This window comes from Microbulbifer variabilis ATCC 700307 (genome assembly GCF_000380565.1).
In the GTDB taxonomy this organism is placed as follows: domain Bacteria; phylum Pseudomonadota; class Gammaproteobacteria; order Pseudomonadales; family Cellvibrionaceae; genus Microbulbifer; species Microbulbifer variabilis.
The window spans coordinates 86,768-104,513 of the sequence record NZ_AQYJ01000021.1 but is presented as its reverse complement, the minus strand read 5'-3'; the positions used below and the strand labels follow the sequence as shown (position 1 = coordinate 104,513).

General features: G+C 49.3%; 10 protein-coding genes. 2 read left to right on the top strand and 8 right to left on the bottom strand.

Annotation, left to right across the window (positions count from 1 at the left end; genetic code table 11):
- Nucleotides 1–191: 191 nt before the first annotated feature.
- Nucleotides 192–2,774, bottom strand: a complete 2,583-nt coding sequence (locus G367_RS0103570; RefSeq protein WP_020411725.1) for a glycoside hydrolase family 3 protein — start codon at nucleotides 2,772–2,774, stop codon at nucleotides 192–194.
- 319 nt (nucleotides 2,775–3,093) lie between these two features.
- On the bottom strand, nucleotides 3,094–4,425 hold the full coding sequence (locus G367_RS0103565; protein WP_020411724.1) for a sugar MFS transporter: 1,332 nt from the start codon (nucleotides 4,423–4,425) through the stop codon (nucleotides 3,094–3,096).
- 441 nt (nucleotides 4,426–4,866) lie between these two features.
- Here G367_RS0103565 and G367_RS0103560 point away from each other — a divergent pair, with 441 nt between their 5' ends.
- Nucleotides 4,867–6,039: a sensor histidine kinase gene (locus G367_RS0103560; RefSeq protein WP_020411723.1), complete on the top strand. Its 1,173-nt coding sequence runs from the start codon at nucleotides 4,867–4,869 to the stop codon at nucleotides 6,037–6,039.
- Nucleotides 6,036–6,884, top strand: coding sequence for a LytR/AlgR family response regulator transcription factor (locus tag G367_RS0103555; RefSeq protein WP_020411722.1), 849 nt, complete (start codon nucleotides 6,036–6,038; stop codon nucleotides 6,882–6,884). Before G367_RS0103560 ends, G367_RS0103555 begins: the two co-directional genes overlap by 4 nt.
- 338 nt (nucleotides 6,885–7,222) lie before the next feature.
- On the opposite strand, the gene G367_RS24865 is transcribed toward G367_RS0103555, so the two are convergent.
- The 6 genes from G367_RS24865 to G367_RS0103525 form a co-directional block, all read right to left on the bottom strand.
- A complete protein-coding gene (locus tag G367_RS24865) occupies nucleotides 7,223–10,270 on the bottom strand; it encodes a di-heme oxidoredictase family protein (RefSeq protein WP_051089464.1) in 3,048 nt (1,015 codons plus the stop codon).
- Between the two features lie 390 nt (nucleotides 10,271–10,660).
- Nucleotides 10,661–11,992 carry a sugar MFS transporter gene (locus G367_RS0103545; RefSeq protein ID WP_020411721.1) on the bottom strand — a complete coding sequence of 444 codons (1,332 nt, stop codon included), beginning with the start codon at nucleotides 11,990–11,992 and terminating at the stop codon, nucleotides 10,661–10,663.
- A gap of 352 nt (nucleotides 11,993–12,344) precedes the next feature.
- Entirely contained in the window at nucleotides 12,345–13,301 is a 957-nt protein-coding gene (locus G367_RS0103540) for an acetyl-CoA carboxylase carboxyltransferase subunit alpha (protein WP_020411720.1), read from the bottom strand.
- 93 nt (nucleotides 13,302–13,394) lie between these two features.
- Nucleotides 13,395–16,913, bottom strand: a complete 3,519-nt coding sequence (dnaE, locus tag G367_RS0103535; protein ID WP_020411719.1) for a DNA polymerase III subunit alpha — start codon at nucleotides 16,911–16,913, stop codon at nucleotides 13,395–13,397.
- A gap of 58 nt (nucleotides 16,914–16,971) precedes the next feature.
- Nucleotides 16,972–17,187 carry a DUF1289 domain-containing protein gene (locus tag G367_RS0103530; RefSeq protein WP_020411718.1) on the bottom strand — a complete coding sequence of 72 codons (216 nt, stop codon included), beginning with the start codon at nucleotides 17,185–17,187 and terminating at the stop codon, nucleotides 16,972–16,974.
- A complete protein-coding gene (locus tag G367_RS0103525) occupies nucleotides 17,180–17,716 on the bottom strand; it encodes a gamma carbonic anhydrase family protein (RefSeq protein ID WP_020411717.1) in 537 nt (178 codons plus the stop codon). The genes G367_RS0103530 and G367_RS0103525 overlap by 8 nt, the downstream gene beginning before the upstream one ends.
- Between the last annotated feature and the right edge of the window lie 30 nt (nucleotides 17,717–17,746).

Here is a 17,746-nt window from a genome sequence, read left to right as displayed (position 1 = left end):
TATAAAACTCCTCGACAGATTATGGAAGACAATGCGAGTGCTACAGCGGCCTAGAGGGTGATGCACCTCAGAGTTGAATGCGGGCTTTCAAAATCTCTGAAGGGAATCAAGCTTTTATTTGTAGTAGTTCAGATTTGGCCTGAACCAGTCCATTTTATTGAACCTACTTGACCCCCTCAAATATCTCGCTATTAACTTTTACACTGAACAGTTGCAGTTTTTGCCGCTTCTGGAATCAATTTCACATTGGCCACCGCAATTTCCATAGCGCCTTCACTTTCCAAGCGGAAAACACTGAAAATTTTTCCAAAGTCAGCGCCCGCATTAGCAAAACACTGCAGGTCCACAGAGATACGAGTCCAGTCTTTCAGAGGCATGGTTTTCAAGGCAGAATGTAAAGGTACCTTGGCAATACAGCCCTCACCACAAGTCATCCCGGCAAATACCGGCTTTTTCACCTCCCGGTCAACCCGGATATTTAGGCTAAGAGCAGATTTTTCCTCCAGGTAAATATTCAGGTTCTGCATATATTCTGCAGACAACTCTACGGCTCCAGGACGTAAACCTTTCCACTTGATCAGACGGGCATCCTCCTGAGAGGACATGTCAATTGAGGTAACAACGACATTTTCATCATCGTCACTAGCTGCGTAATTACCCGTGACTGGAACTGTCTTGGAATCCCTTTCAACGATATTCAATACCCAGGGAGCCCTGGGACGGGAAACCATTAACCAGGCATCTTCAAGGACTCCCCCAGCAAAATTTTCACTGACTTCAGGCAATTCATTACTCACCAGAGACTCCTCTCTAGCTGTTAAACCATAACCCAACGAGAAAAGTGGCTCATAGTGTTCCTGGTAAGGATTGAGAACGGCTTGGTTAATATACACAGGCCAGCTAAAAGGTAGTTTGCCAGTAAAGTCATAGCGCACCTCACCATTTTCTCCCCTGAACAATACATCTGCTACACCCGCGCCCTCTGAGCCCGGCAACCACGCCGCTACAAAGGCATCTGACACATTTAGCTCCTTATTCACCCATAGTGGACGTCCAGACAAGAAAACACTGACTATCGACACTTCTTGCTCACGAAGTTTTTTCAGTAGTGCCAAATCTTTTTTACCGCCGCGCTGGTATTCAATATTGGTGATATCTCCGTGCCACTCTGCATAGGGATCCTCACCATAAACGACGATCGCTACTCCAGGTGGCTTGCCATTTGCAAAGGTATCAGCCCCGAAAGATCCATCCACACTCAGGATAGCTTCACCACCAGCCGCTTTTACTGCCAAAGCAATCCCTTCATAAATCGAGGTTGCTCCGGGAAAATCAGCTCGGGTATTTCCAGTTCCCTGCCAGGAGATAGTCCAACCACCACTTTGCTTGGAAAGGTTGTCCGCCCCGTCTCCCACCACGAGCACATTCTGGTTGGCAGCCAACGGCAGTAGCTGTTCATTGTTTTTTAACAACACCAGAGATTTGCGCACCGCCTCCCGGGCAATCGCGCGATGCTCATTATTTCCTAAAATGCCACCTTTACCAGCCAACGGCATGTTACGCTCAAATAGGCCTGCGCGAAGCTTCACTCGCAAGATACGACGCACCGCATCTTCTAGACGCTCAGGCTGAATTTCACCGCTCTTGGCTTGAGTAAGCGTATTCTTGTAGAGCGCTTTCCAGTCTGCCGGAACCATAAACATATCCAGACCGGCATTAATTGCTGCGGCACAGCTCTCCAAGGTACAACCTGGCACAAAGCTGTGGCCATTCCAGTCGCCTACAACAAAGCCATCAAAGCCCAAACGCCCTTTCAGGACATCTGTCAGCAGATACTTGTGGCCATGCAACTTCTCACCATTCCAACTGTTAAAAGAAGCCATCACAGTCTGCACACCCGCGGGGAGCGCCGTCAGGTAACCAGCCGCGTGCACCTCAGCCAGTTCACGCTCGGGTACCGCATTATCACCCCGGTCTATTCCTCGGGTAGTACCACCATCACCGACAAAGTGCTTGGCAGTGGCTACCAGGTTCTCACCGCGCAAAAAACCCACGCTGCTTTTTATTCCTTGTAGCCCATTAACCATAGCTTTCGCATAATCGGCAACTAGCACAGGATCTTCAGAGTAGCTTTCGTAAGTTCGTCCCCAGCGATCATCGCGAACAACTGCAACTGTTGGTGCAAAGGTCCAGTCAATTCCAGTAACAGCGACCTCGCGAGCTGTCGCACGACCGATACGCTCGATCAAATCTGGATCCCGGGCAGCACCTAAGCCAATATTGTGAGGAAACAGGGTAGCGCCAATTACATTATTGTGACCGTGAACCGCATCGGAACCCCAAATCAGAGGAATAGCGACACCGCCATCGGAGGTGTCCATAGACGCCTCAAAGAAAGCATCCGAGAGTGCCAGCCAATCCTGGGGAGTAGCAAACTTGTCATTGTTCGGGAAGGCACCGCCACCATTGAGTACCGAGCCCAAGTGATAGTTCTTCACATCTTCTGGGGTTACATGGCGAATTTCCGCCTGAATTAACTGGCCTACTTTTTCCTCCAGAGACATGCGAGACATTATTTCATTAATACGCGCTTCCAGTTTTTCATCACGTATGAACGCTGGTGCAAGTACAGGCCAGTTCTCGAGATTGCCACCGCCATCACTTACCAGGGATTCACCTTTTCTTGCCTGGCTCTCATTATTCTGCTGTTGGCAACCAGCAAATACTGACGCACAGAGCACAATACCCAGTGAAAAATTTTTACTAAATTTCACAGATAACTCCCAAGTTTTCCTATCTTGTTAACCAGCTACTATTTTCCAGCTACCCACTGGTATTGCGGGCTTCAAGCTCAATTTTAGAAAATTGGAAACAGGCTAATTTTATTACTTTTATAAATTTATCGGCTCTGGATAATTACAGAATGTCCAAAATACAAACAGGTAAATATCTGACAACTTTTAACAACCCACTCTAACCAGAAACCGCCTGAAAAGGATGAATTCAACCAAAGTGCAATACTTGACCTGAAGCGCCAATAGAAATCCGATGGACTGGTTCAAAATACGGACAAAGTGGAAATATAGACATACCCTATTCCACTGCCGCGCCACGTAAAGTTGGAGAAAAAGCACCGTAGTAAACGATGTAGCAATAGCACAACATCGGCACTAAAAATGAAAGTTGAATACCAGCATTATCAGCCAGGACACCCTGCATAAGCGGAATCATCGCTCCTCCGACAATGGCCATACACAACACACCACTGCCCTGGCTGGTATGCCTACCTAAACCACGAAGAGCGAGGCTGAAAATGGTTGGAAACATAATAGAGTTACACAGACCTACAGCAACAATCGCCCAAACTGCCACCAGCCCGGAGAAAAGCATTGCCGCTACAATCAGAACAACCGACCCTAACCCACAGACTGCAAGCATTTTGTTCGCGGGTATATATCGCAATAACAAAGCGCCGGCAAAACGACCTAACATGGCACCTCCCCAGTAATAGGAGACAAAGTGTGCAGCCTCTAAGGGGCGCATTTCCGCAACTGAGGGCTCGCCAAAAAAACTGACCAGGAAACTGCCTATAGCCACCTCAGCTCCAACATAGGCAAAAATCGCCACCGCACCCAACGTCAATCTCGGAAAGCGCCATATAGAGAAAACATCACTTTTATTAGCCTCAGCCCCGGGAGCTAATTGATGCCCTGGAATAACGGGCAGGCGTATCCAGGAAAAGAAAGCCACAAGCAGCAACAAGATAACTGCCAGCCAAAAATATGGCTTCTCTACCAGGGCTGCCTCCCGCGCACGGAAGTCAGTCAGAGTAACCACTGTATCCGGATCAGAAGTGATGGAAAAAGCGGTAAAAAAAACAGCTCCGCCAACTATAGGTGCCAACGTGGTACCCAAAGAGTTGAATGCCTGGGTAAGGTTTAATCGACTGGGTGCCGTGCTACTGTGTCCGAGGGCAATAACATAGGGATTTGCCGACACCTGAAGTACTGTAATGCCTGAAGCCAGCACAAATAATCCCAGCAGGAAAACTTCATAGATCTGGAGGCGCGCAGCAGGAATAAATATCAGGCAACCCGCGCAAGCTACTAACAAGCCCAGTACTAACCCTAACTGGTAACCTACCCGCCGTAATAGTAGGCCTGCTGGAACGGATACCAGGAAATAGGCAGCAAAAAAATAAAATTGAACCAGTACTGCGCGGGTATAGCTCAGCTCAAAAACATTTTTGAAGTGGGGCACCAGTACATCATTTAGACCAGTGATAAAGCCCCAAAGTAAAAACAGTGAAGTCAAGGCGGCCAAATTGAAAGGACCTGGAGCCACGGCAGATTGTTCCGAAGCACCAATACCATTTACAGCCATATCGTTCGAGGGAAGCCTCGACCCGGGCAACATCTGGCTCATTAGAAACCAATCCCCAAATCTCTTCTTTATATATCGGCAATGAAACTGTTTATCCTAAACCCTTTTTAGTCGCTTAAGGATAAACAGGGAAAATTAATGCAGCAGAATGGCCTATTCCAGTCATCGACTTTCTTCTTTTGTCCTTGATTCCAATCTAAAATATCGCATCACCATTAAAAATGGTTAACGGGCTTAGGGTATTAACCAGTAAAAATATCATTCAACACGTATATTTGCCTTATGGACCCAGATTGCCGAAAGTTACTTGACTAATCACCCCAAAAAGCGACAAGTAGGACCAATTAAAAGGTAAGCCGGAAAGCTGGCGCTCACCAGCTATGGCGGGGCCCGCCAAGCCAAGGTAGTATCTATTGGATAATAATAAGCGCAATAATCAGCGCCTATCCCGTCATTTTCACAATACTAAATAAACGGGACATCATGCAGTACTCCCCCCGTCAAACTATAGAACTTAACGCTGATGTTCAGTCGACTCGCTGGTTTTGGAAGTTACAGTTGGTCAGCTGGGCCGGCATCCTGCTGGTTACATTTCTCTCACTCACATTATGGCACTCCCCTTCTGAATGGCCGAAATTTGAACCAGCAAACACCGTGTTCCAATGCGCAGTTGCTTTTGTATTGTCGCTATTTCTCAGGCCCATTTTTGATATAGCTTGGGACTCGGAGCTCGCGGTACGAACCGTCATCTACCTGCTCGCTGTAGCGGTAATTTCAGGCATATGGACACTGGTACGAATGGAGGCTTATATCCGACTGAGCGGTGAGCATTCTATCTGGTCCGAATTCGGGGGTTGGTATTACGCCTCACTCTTTGTGTTTTTATTCTGGAGCGCCCTGTACTGTGGAGTGAAATACTATATGCTCCTGCAGGATGAGCACAGGAAAATGCTTGATGTAGCTGCAGTCAACGAACGCGAGCAGCTGCGTAGACTCCGGGCGGAAGCTATTGCCAACGAAGCCCAACTGACGATGCTACGTTATCAATTGAACCCTCACTTCCTTTTTAACACCCTGAACTCCATTAATGCCTTAATTCGCTTTCAGCAAGCCGACGAAGCCCGGGAGATGGTAATCCGGCTAAGCGACTTCCTGCGCCTATCCCTAAAAGAAGGGCCAATGCAAAAAGTAGAATTAGAAAGGGAAATTGAAGCCGTTCTACTCTACCTGGAAATTGAGAAGACCCGGTTTGTCGATCGGCTCAGTGTAGATATCGCTATTGATGAAGAAGTCCGCAAAGCCCGGGTTCCCAGTATGCTACTGCAGCCTTTGGTCGAAAACTCAGTTAAATACGCTATTGCCCCCAATGAAAAAGGTGGAACTATAGCAATTCGCGCCCACCGGTCGGGTAACCGCCTAGTACTGAAAGTCAATGATTCAGGCTGCTCGAATGATTCTCCAGAGCAGCAGAACGGCCACACAACCTCTACCGGCGTTGGATTAAAGAACGTGCGCGAGAGACTCTCCAGCCTCTATCCACAAGACTTCCAAATAAAGCAGTTCCAAAAGACCGGTTGCGGGATGATGGTGCATATTGATATCCCGCTGGAAATTTCCACCTCCCCCATAAACCAGACACAGGGAGAAGCCCTATGAATAATTACACCGTCGTGCTAGTGGATGATGAACCCCTGGCCCTCCGGCTGTTAAAAAGCATGCTTGAGGAGTTTTCCGATATAAAAATTGTTGCCTGCTGCCGAAATGGCAGAGAAGCGCTGCAAGCAGTATCCGATCACACTCCCGACTTGCTGGTGCTGGATGTGCAAATGCCGGGAATGAATGGCTTCGATGTAGTTTATAACCTGCAGGGAGACATTATGCCCCAAATTATATTCGCCACTGCTTTTGATCAATACGCTCTCAAAGCCTTCGAAGTCCACGCAGTAGATTATATACTCAAGCCGTTAGATGGTAAGCGTCTCCGCACAGCCCTGGAACGGGCTCGGCAACGTCTACAACTGGTGAATACCTCTACTAAACATAGCCATCAGACAGAGAAAAACCGGCTGATGCGCTCCATTGACGATACTGTAAACCAGGGTAACGCCCACAGAGGGGCTACTCTGCCTCAAAACGCTTCCAACCGGTTGGCCATCAAAGACCGCGGTAGTATCACTATGGTGAGCCAGCAGGATATTGAGTGGATTGATGCCGCCGGGGATTATATGTGCGTACATGTAAAAGGAGAGACACATGTTATGCGTAGCACTATTAAAGACTTACAGAAAAAATTGTGTCCTAAGAACTTCAAACGTATTCACCGCTCCACACTGGTAAACCTTAACTTTATTGAGCACATTAAGGTTCTTACCAAAGGAGAATATTTTCTCACCTTGACCAGTGGCGCGAAAGTAAAGGTTAGCAGAAACTATCGCTTGCCAATCAAAGAGTTCCTGGAGTCCAATCGGCACAAAAATTTAGCCGCCCCCCAAGCTTCCTAGTATTCTTTTGACAAAAGATAATTCGAGTCCGAGAAATACCGACAGGGATTAGCTGGTATTTCTATCTGTTAATAAAATCGAAATATCTTTACGACAAATAATTTCTTTTTCACATATAGTCAAGTTTCCAGCACTTCCGATTACACGCACCTATAAAACGAATCATTCGAAAAACTTACATTCCAGGTGTCAATGTTAACTGCCATATAAGGATTATCAAATTCATATGGGTTTCCCTTACTACAGTATGCTAGCACTCTCTAGTACTTGGTAAGCAGCATAGGGGCCGGCAATATTCTAAAAATAGCCCCTCTCTTACTTGAGAGGGGCTATTTTTATTAGAGTGATTGCAAGAACATAATTAACGCATTCTTCTCATCCGCCGACATTCGCTCATAAGCTTGTCTCGAATTATTCCCCTCTCCCCCATGCCACAAAATTGCCTCGTCAAGGGTGCGGGCACGACCATCATGAAGATAACTCTCATCTCCACTAACATCGACTCCCAGCCCAATCCCCCAAAGTGGAGGGGTTCGCCACTCAGAACCTGAAGCTACCCCCTCCGGAAGATTATCTGCTAACTCTGGACCCATATCATGGAGCAATAAATCCGTATAAGGGTGAATTATTTGGTTACGAAGTTCCGCCTTTGGATGATAAGCGCTGGTAACCACGGTAGGCGTATGGCAACTGCTACAGCCAGCATTAGTAAACAACTCTTCACCCTTCAGCACAGTATTGTTGTTCAGGTTTCGGCGTGCACTAACGCCCAATAGTGATACATAGTCGACTAAGTCACTAAGATTCTGTTCATTTAATTCACTACCAGCAGCGCCACAGCCTGATTGGGCGCTACCGCAATCAGGTAGCGGAAATATCGAAGTCATTACTCCCATATCGGTATTGAGAGCTGCGGCAACTTGCGAAGCAACACTGGCTTGAGCCGCTTTCCAGCCAAAACGACCAATTCGCTGCTCCCCACTCTGCGGGTCACTGACAACCTGCAAACGACCACTAATACCATCGCCATTACTATCGTCTGGATCCGCTTGGGCCACGATAGCGCTTTCAGGAATTGCTTCCAATAGACCCATGCCTACTAATTGTGGAGCAATACGGACGGAATAATACGCAGGGCTATTTCCACTAAACTTGTAGACGGGGCGGCGTAAGCCGTTATTTTCCACCCACGCGCTGAGAGTAACTGTGGCCTCCGGGCTACCATTGATATTTTTAGGCTGTAATACATGACCTAAAAGTGGATCCGCTTCTCCGCTAACAGAACCCACTTTGACTACATACTGGGATAGATCAGAGCCGGTAGTTGCAGATGGGGCCCGGCCATTTTTTTCATGACAGCTAACGCAGGATCGGTTTATATATTGAGGGCCTAATTTATTGGCAACCTCAATGAGCCCAGGATTTTCACTACTCTCATTGTGGGATCCATCACCAAAATCGCTATGATGAATTCGACGACCCCGCACAAAGATTTGGCCGTTTTGCGGAGCAAGATTCGAAGCCATTTGCATAAAATGGTTATCTGCTTCACCTGAATATTGATAGGGGAGAGTAGTGCCCCCTCCCAACCACCCCTTAGTAGGGATAGGGTAGGAATCCTCATGTTCTGTGGCGGGGTCACCAAAGGTGCCCTTTGCTTCCCAAGGCACCAACCCTCCTTGCCCCACAATATAAAGCACGGTAGATCCATAATAATTGGCCCGGCCATTGGGTGGATTAAGTAAAAACTGACTCACCTCCATTTCCATACGATCGCCAGCTTGAAGGGGGCGACCTTCTTTACTGTTAAAATGGATCGTTGTGCTATATCGGGTTACATCCTCAGGATCGCGGTCTAAAAAGACATTGTGGTAGTACTCAGCAACGGTATTGATTCCCCGATAAAAAGCGCGGAACTCGGGTTGGCCCAACTCCCACTCTGTGATCACGTTGATGGTAATATCATTACCACCCTTTGCAACCCGGTCGATAATCTCAACTTGCGCTGTGCGGTGCTCCCAATAAAAAGTAAGGTAATGGTCATAGGCCTGGAATTGATCTTCCCTGGCATGTCTATCCCGGGCTCTATCAGCAAAACGAGTAATGATCGCATCTCCCGTTTCGATAACCGTATCAGGTTCAAGGGGGGTATCACCGTTAAACAGGGGAACAATGTCACTGCGATCAAACAACTCTGCAAGCCACCAAGTTCCACCTACACCATGACCATTTTGATCACCCTGTTGGGAATCACCAGAAAAGAAATATAAAGGACGGCCATTGTAAGCAGCCTGTTGACGACCATCATCACGTACAATAACGTCTAGGCCAGAAATACCTGAAGCTGCCGCATCATTTACTAACAATGGAGGCCAGCTATCAGAGCACTCAATACTACAATTACTATTTGGTGACCCTAAATCGCCATCAAAAAAATAGAGCGCATAGCCGGGAAATTCACTGCCTCTACCCCCAACCAGGAAGCCATTCATTATGCTGACTTCAGCTACATCAACCGCCAGCGGACAGCCGTGGATATCTACAGATGTTTCCTGTGGCGTATTAGGGCAGAGATCGACACTATCAACTACGCCGTCACCGTCACCGTCACCGTCACCGTCACCGTCACCGTCACCGTCACCGTCACCGTCACCGTCACCGTTGTGAGTATAAGTTGCCCACTCAGTAACTTTGGCACAATTACAATCTACATCCCAGTAGGTGAAACGATAGCGGACAACATCACCATTTGAGAGGCCGGTAATATCAAATTTATTTATGCCTCCCGCCTGGGTCATACGGTGATTTAATTGACCAGCGCCACTGAGTGTATAGTGCACATCGGCCCAGCCCTGGCCATTTACAAAAAACCGTGCACTGTTGACATCTTGGGCTTGTATACCTGTATCACTATTTTGCCCATCAGTTTCATCGCCATCGCCATCGCCATCGCCATCGCCATCGCCATCGCCATGAACATAATCTCGTAAATCACTATCGATAGCACAATTACACTCTTGATCAAAATAGGTGAAGCTGTACCTCACCGTGGCACCCAGATGTAAATCATCCAGAAAGAGTGTTTGGCGGTTACCGGATTGTTGCATCCGTACATTTTGTTGCACACCACCGTTTACTTGGTAATGCACATCGGCCCAGCTACCGACATTAACAAAAAATTCAGCTGAGCCCTCATCTGTAAATTGAATACCGCCAATTCCATTTTGTATCGCCTGCAAACCCACGGCATGGTTAGCAGCGAGAAAAAACACAGCACAAAAAATAACACCCACCTTAACCGGCTTGCGCAATTGGTTTAAGTACTTGAAAAACAGTTTGGTTGAAAGGTATTGCACTCTAGCCTTCCGAGCATCATAGATATTCATAATTATCTTTCCTTCCCGGTTAATTACTCTTGACTTACTCTTATATTGGAACTTCAACCTACGAAATATCAAAAAAAAAGAAATTTTTCACAAAGCTCTCACGAAAGAAAGCGGCCACACGGAACCAAAAAATTTATCCAGAAGCTTCACTCAAAAATTTAATCCAGCTTAGTGTCAAGGGAGGCACAAGAGTTCAATAAAAAATCAATGTCACATAAAGATAAATCCCGCCAATCAATGCACCCGAATGGACATCATTAAACCTACCTTATCAAGGAGCTTAAGCTCGCTTATCTAAATCAACCTTAAGCCTAATATTTTTCTTAGGAACAGAAAAAAGCCGACATAAAATGCCGGCAAAACGAGCTCAGATGAGAGTATAAAAACAACTTAAGCGCACTTATTTGGATGGTGTCCGATCACACCGTAGTAAAGGATATACAGATAACAAAAAACCGGTAGGACAAACGCAAGCTGCACACCCACTTGATCGGCAAGTACTCCTTGCAACAATGGCACAACAGCCCCGCCAACTATCGCCTGACATAAAATACCAGACCCTTGACTGGTAGCCGTGCCCAGTTTCGCCAGGGCCAGGCTAAATATTGTCGGGAACATAATGGAGTTACACAAACCAACCGCCAACACAGCATACATTGCGAGATGCCCACTGCCGGTAATCGTGATCATTAGAAGTAAACAAGAGCCAATAGAACAGATAGCCAGCACTTTTCCGGCAGATATATAGTGCATCACCAGCGCACCAGCAAAACGTCCCACCATTGCACCGCCCCAATAAAGGGAAATATAAAATGCGGCTTCGGACTCTTCCAACCCGGCAATAGAGTCCTCCGCTATAAAATTCACCAGAAAGCTACCAATGGATACCTCTGCACCCACGTAAAGAAATATGGCTACAGCACCAAGTACCAAGTGGCGATGGCTCCAAGCCGACCCGGAAATCTCTTCAGATTCGGGCAGCCTGTTGGCACTGACGATATTAGGTAGTTTCAGGTATCCAAATACAATTGCCAACAATGCCAGGGCCACGGCCAATATCAAATAGGGGATTTCTACGGAAGTGGCGCCGACGGCACCAGCAGCAACACCTGCAGCGGGAAGAATTAACAGCGCCCCAAATTGTGGAGCCACAGTTGTTCCCAAAGAATTAAATGCCTGGGTCATTGTTAAACGACTGGCAGCAGTACTCTCTTTACCTAGCACAGCGACATAAGGGTTTGCCGACACCTGCAAAATGGTAATACCAGAGGCCAAAATAAAAAGCGCCCCCAGAAATAGCGCATAGGTTTCCATACGCCCAGCGGGAATAAATATTAGACATCCAATTACCGAAACAGCTAACCCAGTTACTATCCCTTTTTGGTAACCGATACGAGAAAGTAAAAAACCAGCAGGTAAGGAAACCAGGAAATAGGCCCCAAAGAAACAGAACTGCACCAACATTGCCTGGGTATAACTCAGACTAAATATTTCTTTGAGGTAGGGAATCAGAATATCATTCAAACAGGTAATAAACCCCCACAAAAAAAACAGGGAGGTTAAAGCCACCAACGCAAAACTATTTCCAGGTTTTTCACCAGTTTGCAACTGCTCGGTATCCGTTGCTGTATTACTCTGCAAAATTGCCATAATTATTGTTCCACAGACCTCAGCAATATCGCCCACCCATAGCTGGAGATCATTGCCAATCAAACCACTCATTATTCTTCCAGCTTTCTAACATGGAGCTACATCAACTCCGCAGGTCTTTTCGATAAGGGGGGTCAAAACAGGGGCAATGTGGACACGCAGGTAACTATTCCGCTAGCCATACCCAGCTGCTTAAGAAAAGCGCTCAAAAGCAATTGAAACCAGCAAGTTAAGGAGCAGATCGTTTGGAGGAAGACAAAACCAGCGGCTTAATGTCTTGGGAAACAATCAAAAGACAACGCCCAGTTGCAAGCTGAGAAGCTAGCTAAGGGTCATTAACAGAGGAAAAAAAGAAGGGGAAGGTCTGTAGCCGGCCCTCGATTCTCCAGTAAGACGCCGGCCACAAAACTCTTTTCTTAAGGGGTTAGGAAACGATATTACCGTAGCTCATCAGGCGCTGATAACGTTTCTCCAACAATTCATCAATTGGAATACTGCTCAGCTGATCCAGCTGTTCACCGAGACGCTCTCTCAGACTCAAAGCCATGGCATCGGGGTCGCGGTGTGCACCACCGAGGGGCTCGGGAATTGTTTCATCTACGATACCCAGCTCTTCCAGCACACTGGAGGTCACCCCCATAGCCTCAGCAGCTAACGGGGCTTTTTCCACCGTTTTCCAGATAATATTGGCGCAGCCCTCCGGGGAGATCACAAAGTAAGTGGAGTATTGCAGCATATTGAGCTGGTCTCCCACGCCAATAGCCAATGCACCACCTGAAGAGCCTTCACCAATCACGGTACAAATAATCGGCGTGCGCAAACGGGACATCACAGCTAAATTCTGGGCGATGGCTTCACTAATACCGCGCTCTTCACTATCAATACCGGGGTAAGCTCCCGGGGTATCAATCAGGGTGAGCACCGGCATTTTGAAGCGCTCGGCCATTTCCATGATACGCAGAGCCTTGCGGTAACCCTCTGGTTTCGGCATACCAAAATTGCGCGCAACTTTTTCATTGACGGAGCGGCCTTTCTCTTCCCCAATCACCGCCACCGGTTTGCCGTTTAGGCGGGCGATACCGGCAATAATTGCCTTATCGTCGCCAAAGTGGCGATCGCCATGCAGCTCATCCCAGTCGGTAAATAAGCGCTCTATATAGTCCTTGGAATAGGGACGCTGTGGGTGACGCGCTACCTGCACAACCTGCCAGGGGGTGAGCTCAGAGTAGATAGACTCAGTCAGGTTTCTGCTTTTTTCCCTCAGCCGGGTAACCTCTTCGGCAATATTCAGTTCGTTGTCGTCACCGACCAGCTGCAACTCTTTAATTTTGCTTTCCAGCTCTGCAATTGGCTGCTCAAACTCGAGAAAGTTGAAATTCATGAAATCTGCGCCTTTAACTCTTTCCAACGCCACCGGGCATTCACAGCGGCATAGCTTAACTGTACAGAACCGACCAGTCGAGTCCGGTGGACTTTAACGCCTTTCAGCGTATTGAAGCGCCACCTGCTCTCTTCCCAACAACTCTCGCAGGGACTGAACCATCTGGTCATTCGGCTCAACATTCCACTCGGGTGGAAGGCGGTAGAGACCTCGCGCATCGTGACGCACGACTTCCAGGCTGACCCTGCATTTACCACCGGTATAAGGCTGCAAGCAGGAGGCCAATCGTTTTGCCAAACCCGGCGTCGCAGTGCCACTGACAACCTGTAAACGCAAACCACTCACGCTGCTCTGGCGCAATTCATCCAGAGTTGACACTCCATTGACCGTCATTTTCAGACCGCCACTGTAATCATCATTCGCCACAGGCCCGTCCAGCACCAGAAGCGCATCCTTGGCCAACTTTTCCCGATGCTCACCAAAAGCCTCGCTGAACATAGCCGCCTCAATACGACCACTGCGGTCGTCCAGGGTGACAATTGCCATGGAGTCGCCACGCTTGGTCTTCATCACTCGCAAAGCGACAACCAACCCCGCCACTTTTTGCGATTCGCGCCCCGGCTTCAGGTCGGCAATGCGCGCCTTAACCAAGTGCTGCAGCTCATCAGCGTACTCATCAATAGGGTGGCCCGTCAGGTAAAGTCCCAGAGTATTTTTTTCACCCTCCAGGCGCTCACGAATACTCCAGCAACGGGTGCGACGAAAATCTTCGTAAACATCACCATCGGATGCCTGGGGTACCACTTCACCAAAAAGGTCCATCATGCCTGCATTGGCATTGGCCTTTTGCTGTTCAGCAGCCTTCACTGCCTCGTCCAGGGCGTTAAACAGCACCGCACGAGAATAATCCAGACCATCATTGCCGCCGGTATCCGGCCCAATACTGTCTAGAGCACCAGAGCGAACCAACGCCTCCAGAGCACGCTTGTTTACCTTGCGAGGATCAACCCGCGAGCAGAAGTCGAACAGATCACTAAAGGGCCCACCCTCCTCCCGCGCCGCGATAATATTCTCGATAGGCCCCTCTCCAAGCCCTTTAATGGCACCAAGACCGTAGATAATTCGGTTGTCGATATCCACCGAGAACTGGAAGCTACCCAGGTTCACATCGGGCGGCACCAACACCAGCTCCATGGCACGGCACTCTTCGATAAAGGTCACCACCTTATCGGTCTTATCCATATCCGAAGACATGGTCGCAGCCATAAACTGGGCTGGGTAGTGCGCTTTCAGCCAGGCAGTCTGATAAGACACCAAGGCGTAAGCTGCCGAGTGAGACTTGTTAAAACCGTAACCCGCGAACTTCTCTACCAGGTCGAAGATCTTAATCGCAAGTTCGGGGTCAATTCCTTGCTCTTTTGCCCCATTTTCAAAAGTGGCCCTCTGTTTGGCCATTTCCTCCGGTTTCTTTTTACCCATTGCCCGGCGCAGCAGGTCAGCGCCACCAAGGGTATACCCCGCCAACTCCTGGGCGATCTGCATGACCTGTTCCTGGTAAACGATTACCCCGTATGTGGGCTCCAGGATCGGCTTTAACTTTTCATGCTGGTATTTGGCATCCGGGTAGGCCACCTGGGCGCGACCGTGCTTCCGGTTAATAAAGTCGTCCACCATGCCCGATTGCAGCGGACCCGGACGGAACAGGGCCACCAGGGCGATCATATCTTCCAGGTTGTCCGGCTGTAGGCGCTTGATCAGATCCTTCATACCCCGGGATTCCAACTGGAACACCGCTGTAGTTTCTGCCCGCTTGAGCATCTTGAAGGTTTCATCATCGTCCAGCGGCAGCGCGGCGATATCCAGAGGTTCCAACCCCTCGCGCGCGCGCGTCTCATCCACCATGCGCTTGGCCCAGTCGATAATGGTCAGTGTCCGCAGGCCGAGGAAGTCGAACTTCACCAGGCCGGCATCTTCCACATCGTTTTTATCGAACTGGGTTACCAGGCCAGCGCCGGTCTCATCACAATAAAGCGGAGCAAAATCAGTGAGCTTGGTGGGGGCGATAACCACACCACCGGCGTGCTTGCCCACATTGCGCGAAACCCCTTCCAGCTGCAGGGCCATCTCCCAGATTTCCTGGCCCTCATCGTCACTTTCCAGGAACTCCCTGAGTACATCCTCCTGATCGTAGGCCTTCTGCAATGTCATACCCACATCGGGGGGGATCATCTTAGACAGCTTGTCGGCTAGGCCGTAGGACTTGCCCTGCACCCTCGCCACATCACGCACCACTGCCTTTGCAGCCATGGTGCCGAAAGTAATAATCTGGCTCACCGCCTGGCGGCCGTAGTTATCCGCTACATAACCAATAACCCGGTCGCGCTTCTCCATACAGAAGTCGATATCGAAGTCGGGCATCGAAACCCGTTCCGGGTTGAGGAATCGCTCAAACAGCAGATCGTATTGCAGCGGGTCAAGATCGGTAATATCCAGAGAGTAGGCCACCAGGGAGCCTGCACCGGAACCACGCCCCGGCCCCACCGGGATATCGTGGTCCTTGGCCCACTGGATAAAGTCCATCACGATCAGGAAATAGCCGGGGAATCCCATCTGGATGATGATATCCAGTTCAAAACGCAGGCGATCCTCATACACTTGGCGCCGCTGGGCGTAATCGGCAGCGGTCTTATCCAGGATCTTCTCCAGTCGCCGCTCCATCCCCTCATAGGACACCTTCTCAAAGAACTGGTCTTCAGTCATACCCTCGGGAATCGGGTACTCAGGCAGGAAGTACTTACCCAGCTGAATCGGTGCGGAACAGCGTTTAGCGATCTCTACAGTATTTTGCAAAGCTTCGGGAATATCGCTGAACAGCTCGCACATTTCTTCCGATGTGCGGAAATACTGCTCGGCGGAATAACGGCGCTCACGGCGTGGATCATCAAGAGCACGGCCTTCATGGATGCATACACGCACTTCATGGGCCTCAAACTCGCTCTCTTCCATAAAGCGCACGTCGTTAGTGGCAACCACAGGTAAATTCAGGGCCCGGGCCAATTCCACTGCAGCGTGCAGGTAATCTTCATCCCCGGCGCGACCAGTGCGCTGCAGCTCCAGGTAATAGCGACCAGGGAATAGTTCCGCCCATTCACTGGCCAGTTCCTCAGCCTGAGCACGGCGTCCGGCAACCAGGGCGCGGCCCACATCGCCGTACTTGGCCCCGGACAACATGAGCACCCCTTCGCTGTACTCTTTCACCCATTCACGTTTGATATAGGCATTGCCGTGGTACTGCCCTTCCATCCAGGCGCGGGAAATCAGTTCAGTGATATTGCGATAGCCATCGCCGTTCATGGCATAGAGGGTGATCAGCGTAGGCTTACCCTCGCCGCCCTCACTGAGCCAGAAATCTGCAGCAGTTATAGGTTTAATGCCGGTCCCGAGGCAGGCCCGGTAGAATTTTATCTGGCCATACAGATTGCACTGATCGGTAAGAGCCAGGGCAGGCATTTCGAGCTCCTGCGCTCGTGCAACTGCCGGCTTAATACGTACCAGGCCATCAATCAGAGAGAATTCAGAGTGGATTCTTAAATGGACAAAAGGTTGGGTCATATTCGCGTTTGATTCCAGGCCCTGCGGAGCTAGGCCCGCGCAAAGCGCATTCAATGATTTACCAGAGTCGGCCCATTTGCCGCGCTCGCTCGGTGCAGAGCTTCAGAACTGCACGGCGCTCATCGTTGCTCATGGAGCCCCAACGACTGATCTCCATACCACTGCGAAAGCAACCCTCGCAAACATCTTGGTCGTTGAGTGCACATACGGAAATACAGGGGGACTTAACCGGGTGCTCTTCAGGCACCGCAGTTTTTACAGATTGTTCAGACATCCTCAGCCTCGAGCAGAGCCAACTCGCTGGCAAAATATTTACCGTTGGCCGCATAGTGATCGCTGCTGGCTTTCAGCAGCGCATAGGCAGCGGGATCGAGAGTTTTTATCACCTTACCGGGAGTACCCACAACCATCGAATAGTCGGGAATCACCGTGCCCTCGGTCACCAGCGCATTGGCGCCGATAATACAGCACTTACCGATTTTGGCCCGGTTTAAGATCACGGCGTTGATACCTATCAAGCTGTAATCACCAATATCACAGCCGTGCAGCATCACTTTATGGCCTACGGTGACACCGGTACCGATTGTCAACGGCGTACCCGGATCGGCGTGCAGCACAGAGCCATCCTGCACATTACTATTTTCACCGATGGTGATCTGCGCACAGTCACCACGCACCACCGCATTAAACCACACAGAGCTGTTCGCAAGCATACGCACATCGCCAATCACATGGGCACCAGGCGCGATATAGTGGCCCTTACCTTCCAGTTGCGGCTGTTTATCCCCCAATCTGTACAGCATTTGGCCTCCGGCTCAATATGATTATGAACC

Coding starts and splice junctions, on each gene's coding strand:
- G367_RS0103565 (WP_020411724.1), bottom strand. CDS start 4,425: ATGAGCCAGATGTTGCCCGGGTCGAGGCTTCCCTCGAACGATATGGCT.
- G367_RS0103560 (WP_020411723.1), top strand. CDS start 4,867: ATGCAGTACTCCCCCCGTCAAACTATAGAACTTAACGCTGATGTTCAG.
- G367_RS0103555 (WP_020411722.1), top strand. CDS start 6,036: ATGAATAATTACACCGTCGTGCTAGTGGATGATGAACCCCTGGCCCTC.
- G367_RS24865 (WP_051089464.1), bottom strand. CDS start 10,270: ATGAATATCTATGATGCTCGGAAGGCTAGAGTGCAATACCTTTCAACC.
- G367_RS0103545 (WP_020411721.1), bottom strand. CDS start 11,992: ATGAGTGGTTTGATTGGCAATGATCTCCAGCTATGGGTGGGCGATATT.
- G367_RS0103540 (WP_020411720.1), bottom strand. CDS start 13,301: ATGAATTTCAACTTTCTCGAGTTTGAGCAGCCAATTGCAGAGCTGGAA.
- dnaE (WP_020411719.1), bottom strand. CDS start 16,913: ATGACCCAACCTTTTGTCCATTTAAGAATCCACTCTGAATTCTCTCTG.
- G367_RS0103530 (WP_020411718.1), bottom strand. CDS start 17,187: ATGTCTGAACAATCTGTAAAAACTGCGGTGCCTGAAGAGCACCCGGTT.
- G367_RS0103525 (WP_020411717.1), bottom strand. CDS start 17,716: ATGCTGTACAGATTGGGGGATAAACAGCCGCAACTGGAAGGTAAGGGC.